23 protein-coding genes are annotated in these 24,121 nt (G+C 59.7%); 5 read left to right on the top strand and 18 right to left on the bottom strand.

What is annotated here, in order from left to right; all coding sequences use genetic code 11:
- Nucleotides 1–46 precede the first annotated feature (46 nt).
- The 7 genes from PMI03_RS25390 to PMI03_RS25360 all read right to left on the bottom strand — a co-directional run bounded on the left by PMI03_RS25390 (nt 47) and on the right by PMI03_RS25360 (nt 7,670).
- A complete protein-coding gene (locus PMI03_RS25390) occupies nt 47–1,276 on the bottom strand; it encodes an acyl-CoA dehydrogenase family protein (protein ID WP_007700370.1) in 1,230 nt (409 codons plus the stop codon).
- Complete coding sequence (locus PMI03_RS25385; RefSeq protein ID WP_007700369.1) at nt 1,276–2,073, bottom strand: ABC transporter ATP-binding protein; 798 nt, start codon at nt 2,071–2,073, stop codon at nt 1,276–1,278. The genes PMI03_RS25390 and PMI03_RS25385 overlap by 1 nt, the downstream gene beginning before the upstream one ends.
- Before the next feature lie 15 nt (nt 2,074–2,088).
- Nucleotides 2,089–3,426: an ABC transporter substrate-binding protein gene (locus tag PMI03_RS25380; protein ID WP_007700368.1), complete on the bottom strand. Its 1,338-nt coding sequence runs from the start codon at nt 3,424–3,426 to the stop codon at nt 2,089–2,091.
- Nucleotides 3,427–3,522: 96 nt separating this feature from the next.
- Nucleotides 3,523–4,584 carry a branched-chain amino acid ABC transporter permease gene (locus PMI03_RS25375; RefSeq protein ID WP_007700366.1) on the bottom strand — a complete coding sequence of 354 codons (1,062 nt, stop codon included), beginning with the start codon at nt 4,582–4,584 and terminating at the stop codon, nt 3,523–3,525.
- A gap of 3 nt (nt 4,585–4,587) precedes the next feature.
- Entirely contained in the window at nt 4,588–5,469 is an 882-nt protein-coding gene (locus PMI03_RS25370) for a branched-chain amino acid ABC transporter permease (protein ID WP_007700364.1), read from the bottom strand.
- A 9-nt stretch (nt 5,470–5,478) separates the two neighbouring features.
- Nucleotides 5,479–6,246, bottom strand: a complete 768-nt coding sequence (locus tag PMI03_RS25365) for an ABC transporter ATP-binding protein (protein WP_007700362.1) — start codon at nt 6,244–6,246, stop codon at nt 5,479–5,481.
- A complete protein-coding gene (locus tag PMI03_RS25360) occupies nt 6,246–7,670 on the bottom strand; it encodes an LLM class flavin-dependent oxidoreductase (RefSeq protein WP_007700359.1) in 1,425 nt (474 codons plus the stop codon). The genes PMI03_RS25365 and PMI03_RS25360 overlap by 1 nt, the downstream gene beginning before the upstream one ends.
- A gap of 422 nt (nt 7,671–8,092) precedes the next feature.
- Between PMI03_RS25360 and PMI03_RS25355 the strand changes: the two genes are divergently transcribed.
- The gene (locus PMI03_RS25355; protein WP_039974670.1) at nt 8,093–8,479 is read left to right on the top strand and encodes a hypothetical protein; all 387 of its coding nucleotides are present in this window, start codon (nt 8,093–8,095) and stop codon (nt 8,477–8,479) included.
- An 85-nt stretch (nt 8,480–8,564) separates the two neighbouring features.
- Here the strand turns inward: PMI03_RS25355 and PMI03_RS25350 are convergent, their stop codons facing one another.
- Complete coding sequence (locus tag PMI03_RS25350) at nt 8,565–9,578, bottom strand: DUF2891 domain-containing protein (RefSeq protein WP_007700357.1); 1,014 nt, start codon at nt 9,576–9,578, stop codon at nt 8,565–8,567.
- Nucleotides 9,579–9,833: 255 nt separating this feature from the next.
- Here PMI03_RS25350 and PMI03_RS25345 point away from each other — a divergent pair, with 255 nt between their 5' ends.
- Both PMI03_RS25345 and PMI03_RS25340 read left to right on the top strand, forming a co-directional pair.
- The gene (locus tag PMI03_RS25345; RefSeq protein WP_007700356.1) at nt 9,834–10,385 is read left to right on the top strand and encodes an OsmC family protein; all 552 of its coding nucleotides are present in this window, start codon (nt 9,834–9,836) and stop codon (nt 10,383–10,385) included.
- A gap of 146 nt (nt 10,386–10,531) precedes the next feature.
- The gene (locus tag PMI03_RS25340) at nt 10,532–11,602 is read left to right on the top strand and encodes an LLM class flavin-dependent oxidoreductase (RefSeq protein WP_007700354.1); all 1,071 of its coding nucleotides are present in this window, start codon (nt 10,532–10,534) and stop codon (nt 11,600–11,602) included.
- Nucleotides 11,603–11,640: 38 nt separating this feature from the next.
- On the opposite strand, the gene PMI03_RS25335 is transcribed toward PMI03_RS25340, so the two are convergent.
- The 10 genes from PMI03_RS25335 to PMI03_RS25290 all read right to left on the bottom strand — a co-directional run bounded on the left by PMI03_RS25335 (nt 11,641) and on the right by PMI03_RS25290 (nt 22,085).
- Nucleotides 11,641–12,651, bottom strand: coding sequence for a GlxA family transcriptional regulator (locus PMI03_RS25335; RefSeq protein ID WP_007700352.1), 1,011 nt, complete (start codon nt 12,649–12,651; stop codon nt 11,641–11,643).
- Between the two features lie 102 nt (nt 12,652–12,753).
- The gene (locus PMI03_RS25330; RefSeq protein ID WP_007700350.1) at nt 12,754–13,752 is read right to left on the bottom strand and encodes a 4-hydroxyproline epimerase; all 999 of its coding nucleotides are present in this window, start codon (nt 13,750–13,752) and stop codon (nt 12,754–12,756) included.
- 18 nt (nt 13,753–13,770) lie between these two features.
- Complete coding sequence (locus tag PMI03_RS25325; RefSeq protein WP_007700347.1) at nt 13,771–14,622, bottom strand: proline/glycine betaine ABC transporter permease; 852 nt, start codon at nt 14,620–14,622, stop codon at nt 13,771–13,773.
- A complete protein-coding gene (locus tag PMI03_RS25320) occupies nt 14,619–15,467 on the bottom strand; it encodes a proline/glycine betaine ABC transporter permease (protein ID WP_007700345.1) in 849 nt (282 codons plus the stop codon). Before PMI03_RS25320 ends, PMI03_RS25325 begins: the two co-directional genes overlap by 4 nt.
- A 28-nt stretch (nt 15,468–15,495) precedes the next feature.
- Nucleotides 15,496–16,587 (bottom strand): glycine betaine/L-proline ABC transporter ATP-binding protein, encoded by a 1,092-nt coding sequence (locus PMI03_RS25315; RefSeq protein WP_007700342.1) that lies wholly within the window; start codon nt 16,585–16,587, stop codon nt 15,496–15,498.
- 94 nt (nt 16,588–16,681) lie between these two features.
- Nucleotides 16,682–17,533, bottom strand: a complete 852-nt coding sequence (locus PMI03_RS25310) for a glycine betaine ABC transporter substrate-binding protein (RefSeq protein WP_007700339.1) — start codon at nt 17,531–17,533, stop codon at nt 16,682–16,684.
- Nucleotides 17,534–17,613: 80 nt separating this feature from the next.
- The gene (locus PMI03_RS25305) at nt 17,614–18,960 is read right to left on the bottom strand and encodes an FAD-binding oxidoreductase (protein WP_007700336.1); all 1,347 of its coding nucleotides are present in this window, start codon (nt 18,958–18,960) and stop codon (nt 17,614–17,616) included.
- Entirely contained in the window at nt 18,957–20,474 is a 1,518-nt protein-coding gene (locus PMI03_RS25300) for an aldehyde dehydrogenase (RefSeq protein ID WP_007700332.1), read from the bottom strand. Before PMI03_RS25300 ends, PMI03_RS25305 begins: the two co-directional genes overlap by 4 nt.
- Nucleotides 20,467–21,378 (bottom strand): dihydrodipicolinate synthase family protein, encoded by a 912-nt coding sequence (locus PMI03_RS25295; protein WP_007700329.1) that lies wholly within the window; start codon nt 21,376–21,378, stop codon nt 20,467–20,469. The genes PMI03_RS25300 and PMI03_RS25295 overlap by 8 nt, the downstream gene beginning before the upstream one ends.
- Nucleotides 21,375–22,085, bottom strand: a complete 711-nt coding sequence (locus PMI03_RS25290; RefSeq protein ID WP_007700326.1) for a GntR family transcriptional regulator — start codon at nt 22,083–22,085, stop codon at nt 21,375–21,377. The genes PMI03_RS25295 and PMI03_RS25290 overlap by 4 nt, the downstream gene beginning before the upstream one ends.
- Before the next feature lie 450 nt (nt 22,086–22,535).
- Here PMI03_RS25290 and PMI03_RS25285 point away from each other — a divergent pair, with 450 nt between their 5' ends.
- On the top strand, nt 22,536–22,913 hold the full coding sequence (locus tag PMI03_RS25285; RefSeq protein WP_007700323.1) for a nuclear transport factor 2 family protein: 378 nt from the start codon (nt 22,536–22,538) through the stop codon (nt 22,911–22,913).
- 265 nt (nt 22,914–23,178) lie between these two features.
- The gene (locus PMI03_RS25280; RefSeq protein WP_007700319.1) at nt 23,179–24,111 is read left to right on the top strand and encodes an NAD(P)-dependent alcohol dehydrogenase; all 933 of its coding nucleotides are present in this window, start codon (nt 23,179–23,181) and stop codon (nt 24,109–24,111) included.
- Nucleotides 24,112–24,121 lie beyond the last annotated feature (10 nt).

The following is a 24,121-nucleotide window of genomic DNA, read 5'->3' as shown; positions in this document are numbered from 1 at the left end:
GTCCCGTGCTGACGGGATACCGGCAGACGTTGGATGCATGCGACCTTCAAGCCGGCGTACCAATCCGCCACTGATAAGGGGGCGGCGTTCCATTGACGGCGAAATCTCCGATGATGCGGTCCTTGTAGATACGCGGATTGTGAGAAGAGAGCGTACGGGCATTGCGCCAATGGCGATCCAACCCGTTCGGCTTCTTGGTCGCCGAGGCGCCCAATGCGTCGAAAAGAATGGTCGATGCCTGCAGGATCAGATCCGAAATGACGGTCTGGGCCTGCGCTGTTTCCAGTTCGGCAATCACGTTCGCCTTTTCCTCCAGCTCCGGATCGTCGATGAAGCGGGTGTCGAACGCCCGCTGGATCGACGCTGCCGCCTGAAGCACGATTGCACTTGAACTATAAGCACCGCCACGAATTCGCCCGACGACCTGCAGAACCTGCGGGTCCTGGCTGGAACGGGGGCCTGCCGCATGGGTATAAGTCCGCGTGCGCTCCGCAACGGCCTTGGTAACATCATTGGTGATTGCCCGGCCAATGCCCGCAAGGGTCGCCAGATGGACGAGCTGATAGAAGGCAGCACCATATTTGAACCTGTTATCATCAAGCACGATGTCGTTCTCGGTCACCTTGACGTTGGTGAATGTGGTGGTGCCGCTTGCCGTCAGGACCTGGCCAAATCCATCCCAATCGTCGACCACATCGACCCCTTCCGCACGACGGCGCACGGCAACCGCGATCCCCTCGCCTTTCGCATCGGAGGCGCCGACATCGATCCAGTCGGCGTAGAGCGAACCGGTCGTATAATATTTGGCGCCATTCAGAACCAGGAAACCGTCGTCGCCCGAAACATGGGTTGAGAAGCGGTCGAGCCCAGCTCCGTTGCCAATCTCCGTCCAGGCACTGCCGACAATCTCGCCACGGCCGATCCGCTCGAACCAGACCTTCTGCCGCTCGGCCGACTTCGAATTGAGAATATCCTCGGTGAAGCCGAAATGGGCGCGCAGCGCCTGGGTGATGTTGGAATCCGCCGCTGAAAGCTCGATCAGGAGACTGAAGAATTCCGGCAGCGTTGCGCCCTGCCCGCCATGCTCGCGCGGCAGACGAACGGCACCGAAACCGGCCTCCTTGAGCCTTTTAATGGCGCCGAAGGGTAGATCGCGCTCCAGTTCGCGGCGGTTGGCATCCTTGGCGATATCGTCAAAAATCGGACGAAACCGCGCCGCGATCGTCTCGTATCTCTCACTCGGGCCGGCGCCCCAGCCTTGTGCGATCTGTGTCATCAGTGTGGGTATCCCTGTTGGTCCTGTGTTTCGGCGCTGTTGCCGCCGAGATAGAAATCATGGACGTCGTCGCGCGCCCGCAGTTCCTCCGCCGTCCCGGAAATGGCGACGCGGCCGTTTTCGAGAATGTAGCCGTAATCGGCATAGCGCAGCGCCAGGTTGACGTTCTGCTCGGCAATCAGAAAGCTGACACCGCCCTGCTTGTTGAGCGTGTGGATGATCTCGAAAATCTCCTGCACGATGATCGGCGCAAGGCCCATCGACGGCTCATCGAGAAGCAGGAGGCGCGGTTTGGTCATCAGCGCACGGCCGATGGCGACCATCTGTTGTTCACCGCCGGAGGTAAGCCCCGCTTTCGTCCGGCGTTTTTCCTTGAGCCGTGGAAACCAGTTGTAGATCTGTTCCAGATCGGCCTGCAGGTCGCGCCGCTTGGGGCGACGCAGGAAGCCGCCGGACAGGATATTTTCCTCGACCGTCAGCTGCGGAAAACAGTGTCGGCCTTCGAGAACCTGGACAACACCCTTGGCCACCAGCCGCGAGGCGGAAAGGCGATTGATCGCCTCTCCGTCCCAGGTGATCGACCCTCGGCTGACATGGCCGCGCTCCGGCCCAAGCAGGTTCGATATGGCCTTTAGGGTCGTCGTCTTTCCGGCGCCGTTGGCCCCGAGGAGGGCTACGATCGCCCCCGCCTCGACCTTGAGCGAGACGTCCCTCACGGCCAGGATCGCCTGGCCGTAAAGAGCCTCGATGGTGCGGACCTCAAGCTGCCCGCCCTGTGTTGCGCCAACAACGCTCATCCGCTCACCCGCCTGTCAGTTCGCCACCGGCTCGCGCGGGGGCAAGTTCTTTTCCCTGGCATAAGCGGCGGCCTTGGCGAAGATCGCATCCTTGAAGAGCGGCCTGTCGCCCTTCAGCCAGCCGGTGACAGCATTCCATTTGGTGCCATCCCACTGCACGATCTTGGCGGCCGGCTGGCCCTCATGATCCTGCGGCGTCACCTTCAGCGGGCTCAGCAAGCCGGTTGCGCCGAGTTCTTCGATCCGTTCAGCCGTGATGTCGAGATGCTCGACAGCCCAATGGCCTTCCTCTTTGGTCAGCGGACGGTTACCAAACTTCGCCTGCCCGGTGCGCAGGACCTCGGTGAAGATGATCGCCTGTACGAGGCCGGCATTGTAGTAAACCGAGCCGAACTTCGTGGGATCCTTGAGATCACCCTTGCCCGCGTCGATGATGTTCTTCTTCAGCTCCTGGCTGATCTTGAAATCGGTGCCGGACGGATAGACGGAGACGGCGAGGTAATTCTTGGCCGCGGCACCCGCCGGGCGCGCGTCCTCCTCGGAACCGGTCCAGATATCACCGATGATCCGGTCTGCCGGGAAGCCGACGCGAGCGGCCGTCTTCAGGCCGACCGGCGACATCACGCCCCAGGCGCGAAAGAATACCCAGTCGACACCGGCGCGCTTGATCTGCTGCCACTGTGCCTGCTGCTGTTCGCCCGGATGCGGTACGGGGATCTGGATATCCTCGAAGCCATACTTCTTGGCGAGGATTCCCATCGGCTGGATAGTCTCACGGCCATATCCGGAATCATGGTAGAGCGTGGCAATCTTCAGGCCCTTCAGCTTGTCGTAGCCACCCACCTGATTGGCGATATGCTCGATGACAATCGAGGCTTCCGTCCAGTAATCGAAGAGAAGCGGAAACTGGTAGGGGAAGACACTCCCATCAACGGCATCGCCGCGGCCGCCGGCGACCGATACGATCGGCAGCTGATCGATGCGCGCCTTGTCGGAAATCGCGGCATCGAAGCCGCTCGACGTGGTGAAGAGGGCAGCAACCGGCGCGCCGGCGTAGCCGTTCTTGTAGCGCTCATAGCATTCGAATGCCCGCTCCAGCGTATAGGCCGTCTCACATTCCTGCACGAAGATCTTGACGCCGTTGACGCCGCCCTTCTCGTTTATGTAGTTGAAATAATCGCGATATCCCGCCCATTGGGGAATGCCCGATGGGGCATAGGGCCCGGTGCGATAGGAAAACAGCGGAAAGAGCTGCTGTCCCGTTCCCTCTTCCGCGTAGGATGGCGCAACTGCCGTAGACGCTGCGATGGCGATCGCCCCGACCAGCATGAATGCTTTCTTGAAAAATGACATTGGAAACCCCGTTGGTACAATGAAAGAAGGCGGCGCCTGACTGTTTGGGAGGAAGAACCCGACACCGGAGGTTCGTCCTTGTTTGAAAAGGAACGTCTATGTCGCCCCGCGCTTCCATTTGCCGATGGCGGCTGTTGCCCGGCGTATGAGCGCCGCCAGCCCGTCCGGCTCCTTGATCAGGATCAGAATGATGATCACGCCGAAGATGACGCGCTGGAGATTGGTCAGCGCGCCCTGGTCGCCCAGGAATGAGAGGTTGGCCGCAAGGACGATGCGGTCGAGCAGGATCGGCGTCAGCACGATGAAGGCCGCGCCGAGGAAATTGCCGAAGATCGTTGCGGTGCCGCCGATCAGCACGATGAAGAGCACCTGGAACGACTTGTCGAGATTGAAGGTGTGGGCATCGGAGGTGCCGAGATAGGCGAAGCCCCAGAGAACGCCGGTTACGCCCAGAAAGAACGAACTGATCGCATAGGCCTGCAGCTTGCGGCGCGCGATGCGGATGCCGATCACCGAGGCGGCGGTGTCCATATCACGGATCGCCATCCACTCGCGCCCGAGACGGCTCTTCACGATCAGGAAGGCAAGGCCGATCAGCGCCGTGGCAACCGAGATTGCCAGCAGGTATCGGCCGGCGGGAGACTGGAGATCACGCCCAAGAAAGGCGAGACGCGGCGCCGAGATCGTCAGCGACTGGCTATCATTGGAGAACCAAGTGAAATTGCTGAAGACCCATTCGAAGAAGAACTGGGCGCCAAGCGTCGAGGCCCCGAGATAGAAGCCTTTGATCCGAAGCGCCGGAAGCCCGAAGACGACACCGGCAGCAGCGGCGACGAGGCCCGAGACCAGAAGCACCACCGGTAGCGGCAGGAAAGGCGCACGCAGGATCAGATTATAGGCAGTGAATGCTCCGATCGACATGAAGGCCGCCGATCCCAACGAAACCAGTCCGGCATAGCCCATCAGAAGGTTGAGGCTGATCCCGGCGAGGCCCATCACCAGCGTCGGGATGATGATCGAGCTTAGCCAATAGTCGCTGGCGCCAAGCGGCACCGCGACGAAGAGCAGCAGTAATCCGGCGATAACAGCCAGAATGCGCAGATTGCTCTTCGACGATGTGGCGGCGGCCTCTGTGAGCACGTTGTTGGAGACGCTCATGGATCAGACCCTTTCGATGGCGCGGTCGCCGAAGAGACCGGCGGGGCGGACAAGGAGAAAGGCAACTGCCAGGATGTAGGCGAACCAGGTGGAAACGCTGCCGCCAACCAACGGGCCGATATAGATGTCGGCTAAGGATTCAGCCGCGCCGACAATCAGACCGCCGACAATGGCGCCGGGAATGGAGGAGAAGCCGCCGATGATCAGCACCGGCAGAGCCTTCAGCGTGATCAGCGACAGCGAATACTGCACGCCTTGCCGCGCGCCCCACAAAAGCCCGGCAACCAGTGCCACGATGCCTGCGACACTCCAGACGATGCGCCAGATCTGCGGCAGGCGGATACCGATGGACTGGGCGGCGAGCGTATCGTCTGCAACGGCGCGCAGGGAAATCCCCATGCGCGTCTTGCTGAAGACGATAGCAAGGACAATAACGAGCCCGACCACAATCAGCGAGGCGACGATATCGAACTGGCTGATCAATATGCCGCCGAAATCGCTGGCGATGTCATCGATCCCGATATCGAGCATATGCACGTCCGTGCCGAGGAAAAACTGCGTCGCGCCCTCGATGACGAAGCCTAAACCCAGCGTCGCCATGAACAGGGTCAGCGGATCACGGTTGCGCAAGGGTCTGAGAACGAGCGCCTCGATCGCGACAGCCGTCGCGATCATCACGCCACAGGTGATGGCAAAGGCGACCCAGAAGGAAATGCCCCGTTCGATCAGCGTGACGAATGTCAGTGCCGAGAGGAACACCATCGCGCCCTGCGCGAAGTTGAAGACGCCGGAGGCCTTGTAGATCAGCACGAAGCCGATGGCGACTAGGCCGTACATCAGGCCCGCGAAGAGGCCGGTGATCAGGGTTTCGAGAAAATATCCCATCGTCGCCCCTTAATGAACCGTGCCAAGATAGGCGGAGATGACGTCGGGATTGGTGCGGATTTCGTCCGGTCCGCCATCCGCGACCTTGCGGCCATAATCCAGCACGACGACATGGCTGGCCAAACCAAGCACGATGCCGACATCATGCTCGATCAGGACGATGGTGGTGCCGAAAGCGCGATTGACCTCGGCGATTACCCGGCTCATGTCCCGCTTCTCATCCTGGTTCATGCCGGCCATGGGTTCGTCGAGGAGCAAGAGCTTCGGCGAAGCTGCGAGCGCCCGTCCGAGATCGACCCGCTTCTGAACGCCGTATGGCAAGGTCGAAACGACCGTGTCGGCATAGGGTTCGAGGCCAAGGAAGGAGATAATCCTGCTGGACCGAGCCTCGAAATCGCGCCGCTCCTCGGCGTCGCGGCCGAAGCGGAAGATGTTTTCGAGGAAGCTCGCCTTGCCGTGACGAGAAATGCCCGCAAGCACGTTTTCCCTCACCGTCAGGCGGCGAAACAGTGCATTGTGCTGAAAGGTGCGGCCGATGCCGAGATGAGCAGCCTTGAAGGGATGAATGGCCTCGAACCGCTCGCCATCGAAGACAACATCGCCGGAATCGGCCCGATACACGCCGTTGATGACGTTGAGCAAGGAGCTTTTACCCGCGCCGTTGGGACCGATCAGCGCGCAGATTTCTCCTTTTGCAACACTGAAGCTCAGCGCGTTGAGCGCGCGTACACCCTTGAAGGACAGGGACACGTCATGGAGTTCGAGCAGGCCGGTCATCACGCACCGACCGATTTTAACGGCTGGGAAACATCGCCCACTTCCGCCTCGCGCCGCTTCACCGCCTCGATATCGCGGAAGCCGTTCGCCGGGTGGTTGACGGGCAGGTAAGGTCCGTCGCCAAAGAGTTTTTCACGCAAGGTTCCGGGCTTGTAGGCGGTCGGATAGACGCCACGCTTCTGCAACTCCGGCACGATATGGCCGACAACATCCTCGAAGCTGTCGGGCGTCACCGCATAGGCGATGTTGAAGCCATCGACATCCGTCTCTTCGACCCATTCCTGCAGGATATCGGCGATACGTTGGGATGAGCCGACGAAGACAGGTCCCATGCCGCCGATACCGCCAAACTGCGCGAGCTCATCGATGGTCCAGGACTTGTCGCCGCCGGCAATATGCTCGACGAAGGAATGGATCGCATTGGTTTCGATCCGCTCCACCACGTCGGTCGGCGCATATTGCCCGAAGTCGATACCGCTCCAGCCGGACATGAAGGTCAGCGAGCCGTCATAAGAGACGTAGCGCTTGTAGTCCTCGAACTTCTTCTGCGCCTTCTCTTCCGTCTCGTCGGTGATGATGGTGACGAGCGTATAGATGAACACCTTCTTCGGATCGCGGCCGGCCGCGGCAACGCGCGCGCGAATATCGGCGACATAGTGCTTGAGGACGGATTTCGTCGGCGCGGCGACGAAGATGCACTCGGCATGCCCCGCCGCAAATGTCTTGCCTGGCCCTGAAGCACCGGCCTGATAGAGCACCGGCGTGCGCTGCGGCGAGGGTTCCGATAGATGATAGCCTGGGACCTCGAAATATTTGCCCTTGTGGCCGATCTCGTGAACCTTGGACGGATCGGTGAAGATACGGCGGTCGCGGTCGCGCTGCACGGCGTCCTCTTCCCAACTCCCCTCGAAGAGCTTGTAGAGCACCTCGACATATTCGGCCGCGACTTCGTAGCGGTTGTCGTGCCGGCGGAGCCCGCCCTGCCCGATATTCTTCGCGCCGCTCTCCAGATAGGAGGTGACGATGTTCCAGCCGACGCGACCCTTCGTATGGTGGTCCGCCGTCGAAAGGCGCCGCGCAAAGGTGTAGGGATGCTCGAAGGACGTCGAAGCCGTGATGCCGATGCCGAGATGTTCCGTCGCAAGCGCGATGGGAGCTGCAAGCTGCAGGGGATCGTTGACCGGAATCTGTGCCGCCTGCTCGATGGCGTGATAATTCGATCCCTTGTAGACATCATAGTAGCCGATAACGTCCGCGATGAAGACGCCATCGAAAATGCCGCGCTCCAGCGTGCGGGCGAGATCCTGCCAGTAGTCCAGATCCTTGTATTTCCAGGACTTGTCGCGAGGATGTGCCCATAGGCCCGGCGACTGGTGACCCACGCAGTTCATGTCGAAGGCGTTAAAACGAATTTGGCGGCTCATGAAATTCCCCTGCTGAGTACCTGGACGGGCAGATGGGGAAATTAGGCGGGGCGGTCCGCGCAATACAGGAAATCTATGGTTTTAATGTATATAAAGGGGGATTATTTTGCCTCTCGGCCCGGCATGTAAGAGATTGGTAAAATTTGGCAGTCCCATCATATGCCAAGGATCGCGAGCGCCGAGAGCCGCCAAACTCATAAATGGTGAAGGATGTTCCCAATGGAGCCGGAGAGACGGGCAATCATGCGGCTCGTGCGTTTGCAGCCGGATTAAAGGAGGCGGCAAACAGGCGATGCTGACTGGATGAACCTCACCGGGGGTGCACGACAAGGCGCGCAGCAAGATCAAACCAGCCAGCGACAAGGGTAAAACCAAGTCAATGCGGCAAGATAGTGACGCTTACGTAAGGCCCAGTTTTTTTCGTGAACGAGCAAGATGTCGTCATCGGGCGTTTCGGGCGCGTCATCGAAATCAGCGATACGCTTTGCCAATCACTCCCTTCGTTGGGACAATATCTCCTCATTGGAGCGCTGCCAAACGGCTATCTCGAAGCGAATATCCATCGCGTGGCCACACCACCGGCCGGCAGCGGCCGACCTGAACCCTCCGGCCGAAAGGCTCCAGGCGCGACGCCGGCATTTTTCAAGTTTCCGCTAAATATTAGATATATATGTCAAATCAAGGCGCAAAATAGGTCAGTCCATATGTCGCCTTTGAAGCACGGCGGAGGCATTATCAACACAGTCAACGCGATCGGCGTTTCCCTCCTCCCGGTCTCGCTGCGTTGGCTGTTCCCTCTGGAGGTTTGACCTTCAAACTTAAAGGGCTCCGGTTCATGCCGAGAGCCCTTCTTTCTTTTCTGTCGCGCCTGTGTAGCCACGCCACCAAATGGCTCTAGACCTCATTCTCGAGCGCGAGCACGGCAAAAGTGGCAAGCCAGTGCTCACCCATATAGTCGGAAGCGATGTGCGGGAGACCCGTAGCCAAGTGATGGTCGGCCGCCTCCAGCATGATGGCTCGGCGGGGATCGCCCGAGGGCAAAGCGGCGGCCAGAGAACGCCAGCACCAGGCCCGGCTGAGGTTCAGCCCGTCGAGATGGGCGATCTTACCATCAGTGCGATCCGTGACCGTTGCTGGCCGGAACAGGGTCGACGGCTCGTGCTGCGTAATCCCCGGCAGGAAACGGTCGAACCACGGCAAGAAGTCTTCCCCGGGCAACAGACGGCGCATGCACTCTGCCTCGACCAGCGCGGAGGACTGGAATTCGTCGCCGCTCGGCTCGCCCCAGGCCGAGCAATCGGCGTCCGCCCCATACCAGCGCCTGGCGGTATCAAGGAGGAGCCCTGTCAACGCGGCATCCTGTGTGACAGCGGCATAATCCGCCGCCATCCTCAACCCGAAAGCGGTGTTGAAATGGGTGCCGACCCTTATCGGATAGGTCGAAAGCGGCAGGAAATCACGGAAACGCTGGGCGATGACCTCAGCCAGCGGCGCAAGTGCCCGCGACCAGCGCGGATCATCCAGCAACGCCAGCTCTGTCGCCAACTTCAGCAGCCATGCCCAGCCATAGGGCCGCTTGAAGCCACGCGCCGTTGGTGTTGCGAAATAGGCGCATTCCGCAGCAACCTTCTCGGCAGTGAATTGTTCATCGAACAGGCCGCGAACGCGAGCGGCAAATGAAAGTTCAGGAAACCGACGCAGCAGGCGCGCCAGCAGCCAATAGCTGTGCACGCAGGAATGCCAATCATAGCTGCCGTAAAAGATCGGATGCAGATCGCGCGGCGTGCGGGCGTCCTGCGGTCCCGCGAGTGCATGATCGAGATTGTTGGGATATTCGCGCCGGACATGACCAAGCGCAATGCCGGCGAATTGTTCGGCCAGTTCAGGTGTCAGGATGGAGAGCGTCACGGTCGGTCCTTTGTAGATGATAAAGACAATGGAAGGTCCGTATGTGTTGGGCTAGCAGCCCCTCCCGTGTCGTCGGACCTGAATTTTTTACAGATCGTCTCATATCAGCAAATTTCTTCGCCTGAAGCCACCGGAAAGTCTATAACTTTTATAGACTACCATACTCTCCCATGGCTATAAGTTGGGCACACATCCGTCGTGCATTCAGCCTTTGTCGGCGACGGATCGAACCGACGAGTTTGGGGTAAAGCAGCGATGACAACCTTGAATGAATATCTCGGACAGAAGCGCGAAGCGTTGCTCGATCGGCGGGCGCAGGTCAAATCGGGTGAACTCAGCGCGGTCACATTGAAAGCCAGTGCGAGCGCCGAGGGCCGCAGCGGCGTGCGGCGCATCCGGATCCGGGATTTTCAGGTCATTTCCGACAGCCCGCCCGATTTCGCCGGCTACAATCTCGGTCCATCATCCCCGGAACTGCTTCTTGGCGCGCTTTCGAGCTGCCTGACCCATACCTATCTGATCCATGCCTCCGATCAGGGTGTGCCGTTGGAATCCTTGCATGCGGAAGTCTCCGCCACCATCGATCCACGCGCGGGTGCAGAAGGACACGAAAACATTCCCGTCTATCCGCAGGATATCAGCTACCTGGTTACGCTGGTATCTCCCGCAAGTTCCGAGGACGTCGCCAAACTGTATGCGACCGTGGAGAAGCTCTGCCCCATCCTCAATCTGCTGAAGCGCGGAAACGAGGTGCGCGGGCGACTGGATCACCAGCGACCTGAACATCGAACGACAAACGCCGCCTGAGGATAGCCGCGGCGAAGCGGGCGCCACTCATGATGCGAGACAACCCGACCGGCCCTGACCTGTGCATTCTCGGGTCGAAGCTCTTGTTCGCATGATAGGCTCGCCTTCCCGTGCAAACCCAACTTTTAGAAATGCAGGCCCAACCCATGAGCAGCAATTCCGAATTTCTCTGGTATATCCCGAACGACGTGAAAGCCGGCCACCGGGGCGATTCCGCTGTTGAAAACCACAATAGCCTGGAGACGTTGACCGCCCATGCAAAGGCGCTGGAGGAATACGGCTGGAAAGGCGCGCTTATCGGCACCGGCTGGGGCCGGCCCGACACCTTTACCGTGGCGGCTGCGCTCGCCGCGCGCACCACCACCTTCGAACCGCTCATCGCGATCCGCCCGGGCTATTGGCGGCCGGCGAATTTTGCGTCCGCCGCGGCCACGCTGGATCAGCTGAGCGGTGGCCGGGTGCGCGTCAACGTCGTGTCGGGTCTGGATAACCTGGCCGCATATGGCGACAGCGAGGGCGATCAGGCGCACCGCTATGCCCGCACCAGGGAGTTCATGCGGCTGGTTCGCAGGCTATGGACCGAAGAAAACGTCACCGCCACGGGCGAGCATTTCCGGGTCACCGAGTCCACCGTGGCGCCGCGCATCGAGGCTCGCGGAAGCCGCCGGCATCCCAAGCTCTACTTCGGCGGCGCCTCGGAGGCGGCCGAACAGGTCTCTGCCACCGAGGCCGATGTCCAGCTCTTCTGGGGTGAACCTCTCGACGGCGTTCGCGAGCGGATCGAGCGGCTCAAGGCGCTGAGCACGACGCTGGATCGCGACCTACCTCCGCTGGAGTTCGGGTTGCGGATCACCACGCTGGTCCGCGATACCACGGAGCAGGCCTGGGCCGATGCCGAGGCGAAGGTCGCCGAGATGGCCAAGAGCAAGGGCGCCGGCTGGAACGACCATCGGCAGTCCATCGCGGTTGGCCAACGACGTTTGCTCGATCTGCACGAGCGCGGTGACGTCCTCGACGACAACCTCTATACCGCGCCGGGCAAATTCGGCGGCGGCGGTGCCGGTACCACATGGCTGGTGGGTTCGGCCGAGGACGTCGCTCGCTCGCTGCGCAAATACGAGGATCTGGGCATCACGCATTTCGTGCTTTCCGACACGCCTTATCTGTCCGAAATCAAGCGGCAGGGCGATCAACTGCTCCCGCTGTTGCGCGGCTGAGACCGGAGCCGTTATCCAGCGCGGCCTTCCTCACCCGTTCAAGGCTGCGCCGCCGCTGCTCGAATCTGTGTTGGCGTCCGTCCATACATACGCTTGCAGCACCGCGAAAAATGCGAAGCGCTTTCGAAGCCGACGTCCAGCGCGACCTCGATCACCGAGCTTTTGGTTTGCGTCAAAAGCGTCCTGGCACGCTCGAGCCTGACGAGATTGTAAGCCTTGGCAGGGGAGATGCCCGCCTTTTCCAGGAAAATCCGCTCGAGCTGCCGGCGGGACAGCCCGACCAATGCAGCGAGTTTTTCGATCGAGAGCTCCCCATCGAGATGCTGCTCCATGGTGATCAGCGCCGCCTTCACGCGGGTATCCTCGAAATCCTCATAGAGAGGACGCCGGGGCTGGATATCCGTGGGGGATCGTGCCTTCTCGATTTGCAGCACTTCCAGCGCGTTTCGCTCCGCATCCCTACTGATATAGCGCCGCACGAGCGACGCGGCCATGTCGGCAGCACTGCTGCCGCCGGCGCATGAGCCGCGCGTCCGGTCGAGGTTGAAGATACGATCCGAGCGAACGTCGTGATCGGGAAAGCGTTCGCGAAAAGCCTGATAATGCAGCCAGCTCACGCAGGTCTGATGCCGCTTCATCAAGCCTGCTTCCGCAAGGATGAAGGAGCCCGTGCAGAGCCCGATGAGCGGAACGCCCTTGGTGTCGGCCAGCCGCAGGAATTCGACGGTTTCGCGGTCAACCGGGTTTTCCAGGTTCAGCAGTCCCCCGACAACGACGAGGTAATGGAACTGGCTGGGATCGATAAAGTCGGAGGTCGGCGCCACCTGCACACCGCAGCTCGCGGTGATGAGGTGCCGGGTACTGCCGAGTACGTGCCAATCGGCAAGAACACGACCGGAGCGATCCAGATGATCGCTTGCCAGTCTCAATGTATCGACAAACAGGGCAAAGGCGGAAAGGGTGAAAGATCTCGCGAGCACGAATCCGATCTTCAGCCGCTTCTTTTGCGCGGCGTTGCCGGAAGACTGCGCGTGATCTCTCGTCTTCATTTCAAAACCTCGTGTTTCACGCCTTCGAAAGCACCAATGCTTTCAATACATGCGGCCTTAGCCGTCTCGGCGGGACATGCTCCGTCCTTCTCCCCTTGTCATTTACCGAATTTGGAAGCCGTGGGCGAGTGGGTCACTTTCATCGACGAAGATTGTATTGTGGCCGATGACCCTGGCCCAACCGCCTATACTCGGCAAGATGCCCGGGATACCGCCGACCAAGGCTGCACCTTCGATGCGCCCTTCGAACACCGTTCCGATCAGGCTTTCATTGCGAAATGAATCGCCAATTCCAAGACGACCGCGACCATAAAGCTGTGCCATGCGCGCCGAGGTGCCGGTGCCGCCGGGAGATCGATCAATCGCCTTGTCTCCATAGAAAACGGCACCGCGGCCATCGGCGTTTTCGCTGCCTGCAGCGTCACACCAGATTGCGTGGTGCACGCCCCGAATGCGCTCGTCGTCGGGGTGGACCGGATCGCAGACCACAGAGAGCGCGTCACGAAGTCTCTGGCTGAGCGAAACGATATCGCTGGCACTCATGCCATCCAGCCCGCTCCAGTTTTCCTGGGGCTCAATGACGGCGTAAAAGTTCCCACCATAGGCAATATCGACGGATAGAGAACCCAAACCGGAGACGTCGACAACGATGTCCCTGCTATGGAGATAGCTCGCGACATTGAAGAGCCGGACGGCCTCCACGAAACCGTCCTTCAGCTGATAGTCGACGTCGACCTTCCCGGCTGGCGTCTCGATCGACAATCTGCCCGGCACGCTCGGGGTGATCAGGCCTTCCTCTATCGCCACGGTCGCAAGGCCTATCGTCCCTGCCCCGCACATCGGAAGGCAACCGCTGACCTCAATGAACAAGGCGGCAAAATCGCAATCTTCCCGAACGGAAGGATAGATGATCGCGCCCGACATGATGTCATGCCCTCGCGGCTCGAACATCAGCGCCTTGCGAACCCAATCGTGGTCCCGGACGAAGATCTCGCGACGCTCCGCCATCGAGACATGGGGTAGCAACGGTCCGCCACCGGCGACAACGCGAACCGGGTTCCCGCAGGTGTGTGAATCGATACAAAAGAAACTGCGGCGCATGTGTGAACTCCGGAAATGCTAGAATGTTGGTGCCGTGCGCTTTCGCTGAAGCGCACCACGCGAAAGCCTATCGAGCAAAAGAGCGACCGCAACGATGCAGAGCCCGGCGCGAAGCCCGAGCCCCATCTCCATGCGCGTCAGGCCTCTGGTTACCTCCGCACCAAGGCCACCCGCTCCGACGAGGCCGGCCAGGACGACCATGGCCAGGGAGAGCAAGATGCATTGGTTGAGGCCGACCACGAGCGTCGGCTTGGCGGACGGGATCTCGATCTTGAGAAGGACTGAGGTCGGCGACGCACCGATTGCCTGGCCGAGCTCCTTCAGATCGTTCGGCACCTGACGGAACGCGAGCGTCGTCAGCCGCAGCATGGGCGGGACACCGTAGACGATCGTTGCGATGATCGCGGGTACCCGTCCGAGGCTGAAGATCATCACCGCCGGTATCAGATAGACCCAAGGCGGTACGGTCTGCATGATATCAAGAATGGGCCGGATGATTGCCTCAATGCTCCTGTTTCGTGATGCGAGAATCCCGAGCGGGAACGCGATCGCAACGGAGATAAGGACGGCAACGGTAACGAGCGAAATCGTCTGTATCGACGGCACCCAGAGATCGGCTGTCAGACAAAAGCCGAGGGCCAATGCTGCAAGAAGAGCAACGCGCCAACCGGCAACTGAGAAGGCGAACATGACGACCAAGGCGATCACCGCGTAAGGCGGCAGCGACAGCAGCACGGCTTCAATGGCATTCAACACGGCTTCGATCACGGCGCTGATCGTCGCGAATAGCGGGTGGAAGTTGGTGTTGAGCCAGTCAACCGCCGGCGCAAGCAGCACTCCCGGCGAATAGTCCAGAATTGAAGAATTCATGTCCGTCCTCCATAGCTGACGCGCGCAGCGCCCTGTGCCAGACGATCGAGAACCATCGTCAGGACAACGATTGCAATCGCGGCGTTGATGGATTTGGCAATGTCGAGGGTCCGTATCGCACCGTAGATGGTTTCGCCAAGCCCGCCGGAGCCGACGATCCCCGCTATCACCACCATCCCGAACGCCATCATCAGGCTCTGATTTATTCCCGCCATGATGCTCGGCATCGCAAACGGCAGCCGTATCTTGAAGAAGGTTTGCAGGCCGGTCATGCCGCTGGCCTGACCCAGTTCCACGAACTCCAGCGGCGTCATCCGAATACCGAGAGAGGTCAGCCGGAATGCCGGCGGCATGGCAACAATGACGGTGGCGACCAGCGCAGTTGCAGGTCCGTATCCGAGAAGTGCAATTGCCGGAAGCAGATAGATATAGGGAGGCATGGTCTGGATGAGATCGAGGACCGGCTCGAGTATCCGATCGAGCGCCGGTACAAACCCTGCAATAACACCCGCGGGAATTGCAACAAACAACGCCAGGAATGTCGCGGTAATGACGAGGGCCAGCGTGCTCATGGTCTCGGGCCAGAGGCCGATCGCTGCGCAGAACACCAAGGCCACGGCGGCGAATATGCCGAACCATACGTTGACCAACCGCCAACCCAGGGCAGCGATGACGATCGCAACGACGTAGAAGGGCGCAAATTGCAACGCCAAGAGGACACCATCGTACAATCCTTCAAGGACGGTTCGAAAGAAGTCGAAAACAAACCCGCCATTGTCGCTGACCCATTCGAGTGCGGCGTCCGTCGTCGTGTCGAAGGCATCTGCAAAACTTGAACTGTCCATCTCGGAACGCTCCAACTAGAGATACGGATTATGCCGCGCCAAGTTCGTCGGGTTGCGTGCCTTTGACGCCTCGCAGGAGACTTCGGGTGGTGACGACACCGATGATAGAACCGCTATCGACCACCGCGATGCCATCGCGATCGGATTGCATGGTGAGGCTGATCAGCTCGTCGATGTCCGCTTCCGGCGTCGTGGTCGTCAGCGTAGCGATGTCGGAGTTCAGATGTACCCGCTGATACTCGGCGACCGAACTCATGACCGAGTGGGCCTTTACGAGATGGAGACGGGATATCCCGGCAACGAATTCCGCCACGTAATCATCAGCGGGATTGAGCACGATCTCCTCGGCCGTACCAACCTGGATAATGACACCATCCTTCATGATCGCGATCCGGTCTCCGATGCGGATCGCTTCGTCCAGATCGTGGGTGATGAAAACCGCCGACTTTCCCAGCTCCTTCGTAAGCTGCCGAAACTCGTCCTGAAGCTGGCGTCGGATCAACGGATCAAGCGCGCTGAACGGCTCGTCCATCAGAATGATTTCCGGATTTGCCGCAATTGCACGAGCCAGGCCCACGCGCTGCTGCATGCCGCCCGACAGCTCTGCCGGGTAACGGGACAGCCAGTCGGCAAGGCCCACTTTCTCAAGTGCCTCGATCGCAATCTTGTTTCGCTCCGATTTGCCGATCCCCTGAACTTCCAGCCCAAAGGCGGCGTTCTCGAGAACCGTTCGGTACGGCAGAAGTGCAACGCTTTGAAAGACCATTCCGATGTGGCGGGCTCTCGTCTGGCGGAGGTCCGCGGCACTCAGCGTGGCAAGGTCATGCCCCTTTACGATCACCTTGCCAAGGCTCGGCGCAATCAGCCTGTTGAGAAGCCGGATGAGCGTGGATTTTCCGCTGCCGGACAATCCCATGATGCAGAAGATCTCACCGCGACGGACCTGAATGCTGGCATTGGAGACGCCGACCACGCAGTTGTAGTCCTGAAGGACCTGCTTTTTGGTCAACCCTTTTTCCACTACGGCTTTTACAGCCACGCCGGCCTTGTCGCCGAAGATCTTCCAGATCGACTGGCAGTCGATCAAAATGTCGCTGTTGCCGATATCCGATTTGTTCATCTCGATCCCCTGGAACCAGTTCAAAGCTGGCTTCTCTTGTCGACTGATGTTGGGATTGACCGCCCGGAAAAGGACCGGGCGATCAATCCGTCGGTTAGTTCTTCTTGATGTTCTCCCAACGCTTCAGGAGATCCGCGTGGCTGTCCGTCCAGTCCTTCACGGCCTGGTCCATGGTCTTGCCGTCCTTGACCTCACCGTTGATGGAGGTGATGTCTGCAAGCGGAATGTAGACGCTGGCCATCACTTCGCGCGCATGCGGGTAATCCGCCGAGAAGCCTTTGTGGCCGATCCAGTAGTAGCTTTGCGGCGGCGGGAAGATGCCCTTCGGATCCTTGAGGAACTTCACCTCGTATTTCTGGGCCATCCATGACGGCTCCCAGATCGTGGTGACGATCCATTCCTTGCGGTCGATCGCCGACTTCAGGGCTGCGGTCATTGCCGCCGTACTGCCTTCGACGAGCTGAAGCTTCAGGTCATAAGCTTTGACAGCGTTCGCCGCATCGCGCATCAGGCCGGATCCCGGCTCGATGCCGATGATCTTGCCGCCGAACTTGTCGGCGTTTTCGTTGAGTTGCTCTACCGAGTCGATCGGCACGTACTTCGGAACGACGAGTGCCTGATAGAGACCGTGCGAGACAGGCGAAATCTTCTCAAGGCGGTTCTTGTTCTTGTCCCAGTAGTCCTGGGCCACATAATCGGTTTGCGAGGCCAGGACCTGAATGTCGCCCTTGCTGAGCGCAGCATAGGCAATGCCCCATTCGGAGAATTCTGTCACCTTGACGGTGTAACCAGAGTCCTCGAGCACTTTCTTGGTGATCCCGGTGATCGGCGTCAGGTCTTCCCACGACAGGGTCCCCATCGTAATCGTCTTTTCTTCAGCGCGAGCGGGCAGCATGGTCATTCCGACCATCGCAGCGGCGCATAATGCTTTCCACAATGTCTTCACGGTTTCTCTCCTAGTTTTTGTTCCCATTTTTATCGAAGACCCGCAGCGTGCTCGGTCTTCGCCATTGCGCGGCTGAAAGGTCATCCTTCGCGGCCAGCACGCAATTCCTGCAATCGGATCACCGAGTTGATGCCGAGCCATGCGAACGGCTCCGGCGGTAGCCTCGCAGGCTGCGGGTGATCCATGTACTGTTCGAGATGCCGGGACGTGGTCCCGGTCGCCAGTTCGGCCGCCATCATGCCAGCCAGGGTGCTCTTCACGGTTCCGAGCCCGTTTTCACAGCAGGCGGAGTAAAGCCCTTCCTCGATCTCGCCGAAGGCGGGTACGTGGTTCCGGCTAAGGCAGAGACGCCCCGCCCAACTATGTGCAAACGGTATGCCCTTCAGACCCGGAAACCGCGCATCGAGCGAACTCCTGTGCTCTTCGGCCATCCTGGCCATGCGCCGATCCGTTACGCTGGTGGTCGTCTCGTAGGTGTATTTGGTGCGGATCGCGATGCGCGACTGTCCGCCGGAGGTGATCTTACGAACCGTCGCCCCCATCGCGTCAGCGGGAAGCAGCGCCCATCTGTCGCGCCCCGAGACATCGCGGCCGAAATCTTCCGCCGGAAACGGCGCAGTCATCGAGGCGTAGGCGAAGATGTGCATCAGGCGGCCGCGGAAATGGCCGAAATCTTCTATATGGCTGTTCACACCCAGTATCACCTTGGGCGCAGTGACCGTTCCGCGCGCGGATGCAGCCGTCCAGGTCCCATTCTCACGCCTCAACGAGGTGACGGGCGAACGCTCGAGGATCTCCACCTTGCTCAAAAGCCCGGCGGCAAACTGGCGGATATAGTCCGCCGGCTGGATCAGAACCGCACCCGGCGTGTAAAGCCCGCCGAGATAGTAGTCTGATCCGGTGATTTCGCGCATCTCGGCCGCGTTGAGGAAAGCGTGCTTCTCGCCCGCACCCTTCAGGGACTGGCCGAAACTTAGATTCAGCTTCATGCCCCGCGCCGTCGCCGCAGCATTGATCTTGCCCGAGGGATCGAAAGTCTCACGCGACATTCCGTATTCGTCAGCCGCCTGTGTGGCGAAGGCGATCGCAGAGCGGTTTTGGGCCATCTCCAGTCGAGTGGCATCCGTGCCGCCACTCGAATATTCGCTGGAAGAGAGATTGTGCGGAACATCAATCATGAAGCCCGAATTTCGGCCCGCGGTGCCCTTACCCGCTTCGCTCGCCTCCAGGATGACGATCCTGTCGTCCGAGCGAAGTTCGAGCAGACGACGCGCCGCGGATAGGCCCGCAAAACCCGCGCCGATGATCAGCCAGTCCGCCGTCACGTCGCCTCCCAGGCTCCGGACCGGAAACAAACGCTGACTGATCGCCTCCCAGCCCGAAATGCCGCTTTCCACCGGCAGGCGTTTGACGGACTTGGTGGTCATCTGACCGTCTCGTCCACCGACCGATCCGAGACGTCGATCCAGATCGTCTTCAGCTCGGTGTACTGGTCGTGTGCATGGATCGACTTGTCGCGGCCGCCAAAGCCGGACTCCTTGAAACCGCCGAACGGCGTGGTCGCATCGCCTTCGCCAAAGCAATTCACCGTCACCACACCCGCGCGGATTTCGCGGGACAGCTTGATCGCATTGCGAAGGCTGCCGGTATAAACCGACGCCGCCAGGCCGTAGGGCGTGTCGTTGGCCAATGCGATAGCTTCCGACAGGGTGGTGAAGGTGGTGACCGACAGGATCGGCCCGAAGATCTCCTCCTGGAACAGGCGACTGTTTCGATCGACGCCATCGATCACCGTCGGCTCCACGAAGATCGACTTGTCCGTCTGGCCGCCAAACACCACGGAGAGCTTCTCCTTGGCGGCGTGATCGAGATAGGATTTCACCTTCTCGAAATGCACGGGGCTCACCAGCGAGCCGACGCGGTTTTCCGGATCGAGTGGATCTCCCATCTTCCAGTCACGCAGATAGGCGCCGACACGCGTCAGCAACTCGTCCTTGATCGACGCGTGAACGATGAGCCTTGAGGTCGCCGAGCAGTTCTCGCCCATGTTCCAGAAGGCCCCGGCCACGACCTGTTCGGCAACGAGATCAATGTCTTCGCAATCGTCCATGACGACGGCAGGGTTTTTGCCGCCGCATTCAAGGACGACGCGCTTCAGGTTGCTGTCGGCGGCGTAGCGGAGGAACCGTCTTCCGGTCACCGTCGAGCCGGTGAAGCTGACCATGTCTACATGCTTGTGCAGGCCGATCGGCTCCCCGACATCTTTGCCGGTCCCGGTGACGATGTTAAGAACCCCCGCCGGAACGCCGGCTTCATGGGCCAGTTCGGCAACACGCAAGGTCGTCAGCGAGGTCTGCTCGGCTGGCTTCACGATCACCGAGCATCCCGCGGCAAGTGCAGGCCCGATCTTCCAGGCCAGCATCAGCAGAGGAAAGTTCCAGGGCAGAACACAACCGACGACGCCGATCGGTTCGCGGACGACAAGCGTCAAGGCGTTTGCGCCGACCGGAGCGGTGTTGTCGTAGATTTTGTCGATCAGTTCCGCATGCCAACGAATCGTGTGGATCGTATCCGGTACGTCCACCGTCTGGCATTCGCGGATCGGCTTTCCGCTATCAAGGCTCTCCAGGACCGCCAGCTCATGGCTGTTTTCTTCCAGGAGCTTTGCGAATTTGAGAAGGACCGTCTTGCGTTCTCCAGGCGAGCGCAGGTGCCAGCGACCGTCATCGAAGGCTTCCTTGGCCTTGCTGACGGCATAGTCGACATCTTCGGCATCGCAAGCAGCGACGGAGGTCAGGACTTTGCCGGTGGCAGGATTGATCGTCTCGTAGGTTCTTCCGGATGCGGCCGGACGAAACGCGCCGTTGATAAAGGCGTTTCCGGGAAGCTCAAGCGTCTGCGCTATTGCTGCATATTCACCCGCGGTCAGAACGTCATGCATGGTTGGCTCCCGATGTGATCTGCGCAACCGTGCGCTTGAGATTGGCGACGACGGTTTGAAACGCGCGTTTCTCTTCGGAATTGAGGGGACGAAGCGGCGCTCGGACCGGACCAACCTTCAGTCCGCTCAGCTCACAGCCAAACTTGATCGACTGCACGAACTTGCCGCCATCGAGGGCGTTCATGAAGGGAAGCATCGCGGACATGATCCGGCGACCCTTGTCGAAATTCTTTTCGAGAACGCATGCCTCATAGAGCGCGACGTGCTCCCGCGGCAGGAAGTTCGAGCCGGCGCAGACCCAGCTTTGGGCGCCCCAGGCGAAGAATTCGAGCGCTTGGTCATCCCAGCCGCAGGACAGGCCGATATGCGGAAAGTCGCGCGCCAGCATATGGACGCGCGCCATGTCACCGGAGGCTTCCTTGATGGCGACGACGTTCTTCGACTTGCCGACGCGGGAGAAGTACTCCTCGCCCATGGAGACGCCCATCCGGGCGGGATAGTTGTAGAGCATGATCGGCAGGTTGGCGGCCCGATCGATCGCAAGCGCGTGGACGGCATTTTCCCGATCGGTCGGCATGGCATAGGGCGGCGAGGAGACGAGAATTGCGTCTGCGCCGATTTCCCTGGCTGCCTTGGCGTACGCGACGGAGTCCTCGGTGCGCGTCGCACCCGTGCCGATAATCAGCGGCATCCGGCTTCCAAGGACATCCTTCGCATAGGCTGCGAGATCGAAACGCTCCTGCGCGGTTTGAGCATAATACTCGCCGGTAGAACCGCCGACGATGATGCCATGAACCTTGGCCTCGGCGAGGGACTCCAGGACATCGGCAAATGCCTGCCTGTCGATAGTGCCGTCGGCCGCATAGGGCGTAACCGCTGGCGGATAGATGCCTTCAAATTTCACGATTGTTTCTCCAACGATGCGGAGACGGCCCCGACGAGCGCGTCCGCCTTCAATCCTTCAGGTGCGATGAACATCTCCATGTTCTCGCGGGAGAGTTCCCAATGCTCGAAAACAAGATCGACCACGGCGTCTTCATCGTGGGCGGCGATCGCGGCAATGAAGCCGTCGTGATGTTCGACCGACAGCCTCAAGCGCGTATTCATGTTTTCGTTGCGTGGCCGGAAGAACGTATGGCCGATGCGGGCGTGATCGATGAGAAGCCGTCCGAGACTGGGCTGCAGGTAAACATTGCCTGACATCTCGCCCATGATCTCGTGAAAGCGATTGTTCTCCAGAACCATGGCAAGCGGGTCGGTGGATTGGCTTGCCGCGCGAAAGCGCTCCTGGGTATCCTTGAGATCGGAAAGCTGCTTGGGCTTGAAGTTCTGGACCGCCAGACGGCCGATCGCCGCGTAGATCATCGGAGCGACGAGAAAGAAGTTCCTGAGCGTCGAGTGGTTCATCGGGATGACCCGAGCACCTTTGTTCTCGCGGATATCGACATATCCTTCGCCCGCAAGACGGCGGAAAATCTCCCGCACCGGCGTGCGCGAAAGCCCATAGCGCTCACTCAGACTTGCCTCGTCCAGGTCCTCGTCCGGATCAAGTTCCATGGTCAGAATCTGACGCTTCAGGTCGTCGTACAGACTGCTCTTGCTGCTTTTCATCGAGAACCTCCGGACAATTCAGGGCCGCTCTGAGGCGAGTTTGGCGGCCGATGTCCGAAAGTTTGCATGCACTCAGGGGTGAGTCAACAAAATTGTATTTTCTTTGTACACATTCGCAATATTTATAAAATACAATTTTTCGATCGTAGACTTATGTGTGCCTACGGCGACGGAGTTTGTCGCCGAGGTTGTATCGGCGAAAATTGCAAGGTTACGGGAGAAAGACTCCTCCTATGCCGCTAGAGACGACAGAGGACCGCCGTCGCTGAACGACGGAAATGCCGGCGCCGGCTAGCTCACCTGCGGCGGGCAGCTATCCGGCAAGCGAAATCATCTAAAAGTTGTATAACTCAAATATACACAATCAGAAACCGTATCCTACTGACATTAGATGTCACTGGCCCAGCCTAGAACTGTTTCAGCCACACATCACTACGAAAGGATACAATCATGGCTGAACACAACGGAGCCGCCGCGAAGATCGCTCGCACCTACATCGAAGCAATGGCAAACAAGGACGTCGACGCCATTGTCAAGATCTCGGCTGAAGATGTCGTCTGCATCTCTCCGATCGGGACGATCACCGGTATGCAGGCATTTCGTGGCTTCCAGGACGGCTTTGCCCGCATGCTCAAGAAGATGGACGTCCTGGCCGTATATGGCGACGATGAGCAGGCCGCTATTGTCTATCAGGTTGAAACTCATCCCGTCCCGCATTCAATTGTCGCCGAGTTGATCAAGATCAAGGATGGCAAGATTGCATCCTCCCAAGTGATCTACGATCCGACGCCCTACGCCGCCTATATGGCGACAATCAAGCAGCCCTAGGCCGCCGCCGTCCAAGCGCATCCCAGGATGATCACATTGTAACGACGGGCCGCCATGGGCGGCTCGTGATTGAAACTCTAGTGCGCCGCGGCGTAACAACCAACGACATCGTTGCCGCTGTTTGCAATCGGCACCGCCAGCCACGAACTCTGTATCCGGCATGGTGAACGGCATACTGAAAGTGCCGATTTGCCGCGCCGTCTCGGACGACTGAGCACGCCGCTAGCCGAAGTCGTTGAAGCAACCCTCAAGAGAAATGCCGACTATGAAGCAGATCCAATATGACCAATATGGTGGTCCGGAAGTGATGAAGTTCGCAGATTTCGAGCTTCGCGTCCTGGGTAACCAGGAGGTTGCGGTGAAGGTCAACTTCGCCGCCATCAACCCGATAGACTGGAAGGTACGCAACGGTTACCTGAAAATGGTGACGGGGAAAAAGTTCCCCCGCGCCATGGGCAGCGATTTTTCCGGAACCGTGATCTCGGTCGGCCCCGGCGTGACCCGCTTCAAGCGTGGCGATGCGGTGTTCGGCTCCGCTCACATTAAGGATGGCGGAGCACTTGGCGAAGCCGTGATCGCTCCCGAAACCTTCCTTGCCCATAAACCGGAGGCTATATGGTTCGAGGAGGCTGCATGCCTGGGAACGCCGGGTGTGACCGCGTGGAACGGTATTGTCGACAAAGCGAAGGTGATGGCCGGCAACTGTGTGTTCATCAATGGCTGCACTGGTGCTGTTGGCGAGGCGGCTGTCCAGCTCGCGTTGATGCTGGGAGCGACGGTCGCGGGTAGCTGTAGCGCAGCCGCCATGTCGCGTGCCCGCGAATTGGGGGTAGAGCCGCTGTTCGACTATCGGACGACCGATCTATCGAAGATCCGCGACCGCTTCGATGTCGTCTACGACACCGCCGGCACCATGAAGGTGGCGACCGGATTAGGCCTCCTACGCCAGGGGGGTGTATTCCTCGACATCGACCCCACGCCCGGCAAGTTCATTCGCGCCATCTTCAATCGAAAACTCAAGCCAATCGTTTGCTCGGCAAGGGCCGATATCCTGGATGGCCTTGCTCAGGCGGCCGCCAAGCGTAAGCTGCAACTTCCAATCGGAGAAATCGTGCCGCTGATCGACGCAATCCGCGTGCTGACGGCCCTCGAAAGCGGTTATAAAGTCACCGGAAAGGTTTTGGTCCGTATGGATTAGGTCCGATCAC

It is taken from the genome of Rhizobium sp. AP16, from assembly GCF_000281735.1.
Taxonomy (GTDB): domain Bacteria; phylum Pseudomonadota; class Alphaproteobacteria; order Rhizobiales; family Rhizobiaceae; genus Rhizobium; species Rhizobium rhizogenes.
This window is presented reverse-complemented; position numbering and strand designations above follow the sequence as displayed.

What these genes read in the sequence shown, in the direction of transcription:
- PMI03_RS25390 (WP_007700370.1), bottom strand. Translation starts at nt 1,276, where the DNA reads ATGACACAGATCGCACAAGGCTGGGGCGCCGGCCCGAGTGAGAGATAC.
- PMI03_RS25385 (WP_007700369.1), bottom strand. Translation starts at nt 2,073, where the DNA reads ATGAGCGTTGTTGGCGCAACACAGGGCGGGCAGCTTGAGGTCCGCACC.
- PMI03_RS25380 (WP_007700368.1), bottom strand. Translation starts at nt 3,426, where the DNA reads ATGTCATTTTTCAAGAAAGCATTCATGCTGGTCGGGGCGATCGCCATC.
- PMI03_RS25375 (WP_007700366.1), bottom strand. Translation starts at nt 4,584, where the DNA reads ATGAGCGTCTCCAACAACGTGCTCACAGAGGCCGCCGCCACATCGTCG.
- PMI03_RS25370 (WP_007700364.1), bottom strand. Translation starts at nt 5,469, where the DNA reads ATGGGATATTTTCTCGAAACCCTGATCACCGGCCTCTTCGCGGGCCTG.
- PMI03_RS25365 (WP_007700362.1), bottom strand. Translation starts at nt 6,246, where the DNA reads ATGACCGGCCTGCTCGAACTCCATGACGTGTCCCTGTCCTTCAAGGGT.
- PMI03_RS25360 (WP_007700359.1), bottom strand. Translation starts at nt 7,670, where the DNA reads ATGAGCCGCCAAATTCGTTTTAACGCCTTCGACATGAACTGCGTGGGT.
- PMI03_RS25345 (WP_007700356.1), top strand. Translation starts at nt 9,834, where the DNA reads ATGACAACCTTGAATGAATATCTCGGACAGAAGCGCGAAGCGTTGCTC.
- PMI03_RS25340 (WP_007700354.1), top strand. Translation starts at nt 10,532, where the DNA reads ATGAGCAGCAATTCCGAATTTCTCTGGTATATCCCGAACGACGTGAAA.
- PMI03_RS25335 (WP_007700352.1), bottom strand. Translation starts at nt 12,651, where the DNA reads ATGAAGACGAGAGATCACGCGCAGTCTTCCGGCAACGCCGCGCAAAAG.
- PMI03_RS25330 (WP_007700350.1), bottom strand. Translation starts at nt 13,752, where the DNA reads ATGCGCCGCAGTTTCTTTTGTATCGATTCACACACCTGCGGGAACCCG.
- PMI03_RS25325 (WP_007700347.1), bottom strand. Translation starts at nt 14,622, where the DNA reads ATGAATTCTTCAATTCTGGACTATTCGCCGGGAGTGCTGCTTGCGCCG.
- PMI03_RS25320 (WP_007700345.1), bottom strand. Translation starts at nt 15,467, where the DNA reads ATGGACAGTTCAAGTTTTGCAGATGCCTTCGACACGACGACGGACGCC.
- PMI03_RS25315 (WP_007700342.1), bottom strand. Translation starts at nt 16,587, where the DNA reads ATGAACAAATCGGATATCGGCAACAGCGACATTTTGATCGACTGCCAG.
- PMI03_RS25305 (WP_007700336.1), bottom strand. Translation starts at nt 18,960, where the DNA reads ATGACCACCAAGTCCGTCAAACGCCTGCCGGTGGAAAGCGGCATTTCG.
- PMI03_RS25300 (WP_007700332.1), bottom strand. Translation starts at nt 20,474, where the DNA reads ATGCATGACGTTCTGACCGCGGGTGAATATGCAGCAATAGCGCAGACG.
- PMI03_RS25290 (WP_007700326.1), bottom strand. Translation starts at nt 22,085, where the DNA reads ATGAAAAGCAGCAAGAGCAGTCTGTACGACGACCTGAAGCGTCAGATT.
- PMI03_RS25285 (WP_007700323.1), top strand. Translation starts at nt 22,536, where the DNA reads ATGGCTGAACACAACGGAGCCGCCGCGAAGATCGCTCGCACCTACATC.
- PMI03_RS25280 (WP_007700319.1), top strand. Translation starts at nt 23,179, where the DNA reads ATGAAGCAGATCCAATATGACCAATATGGTGGTCCGGAAGTGATGAAG.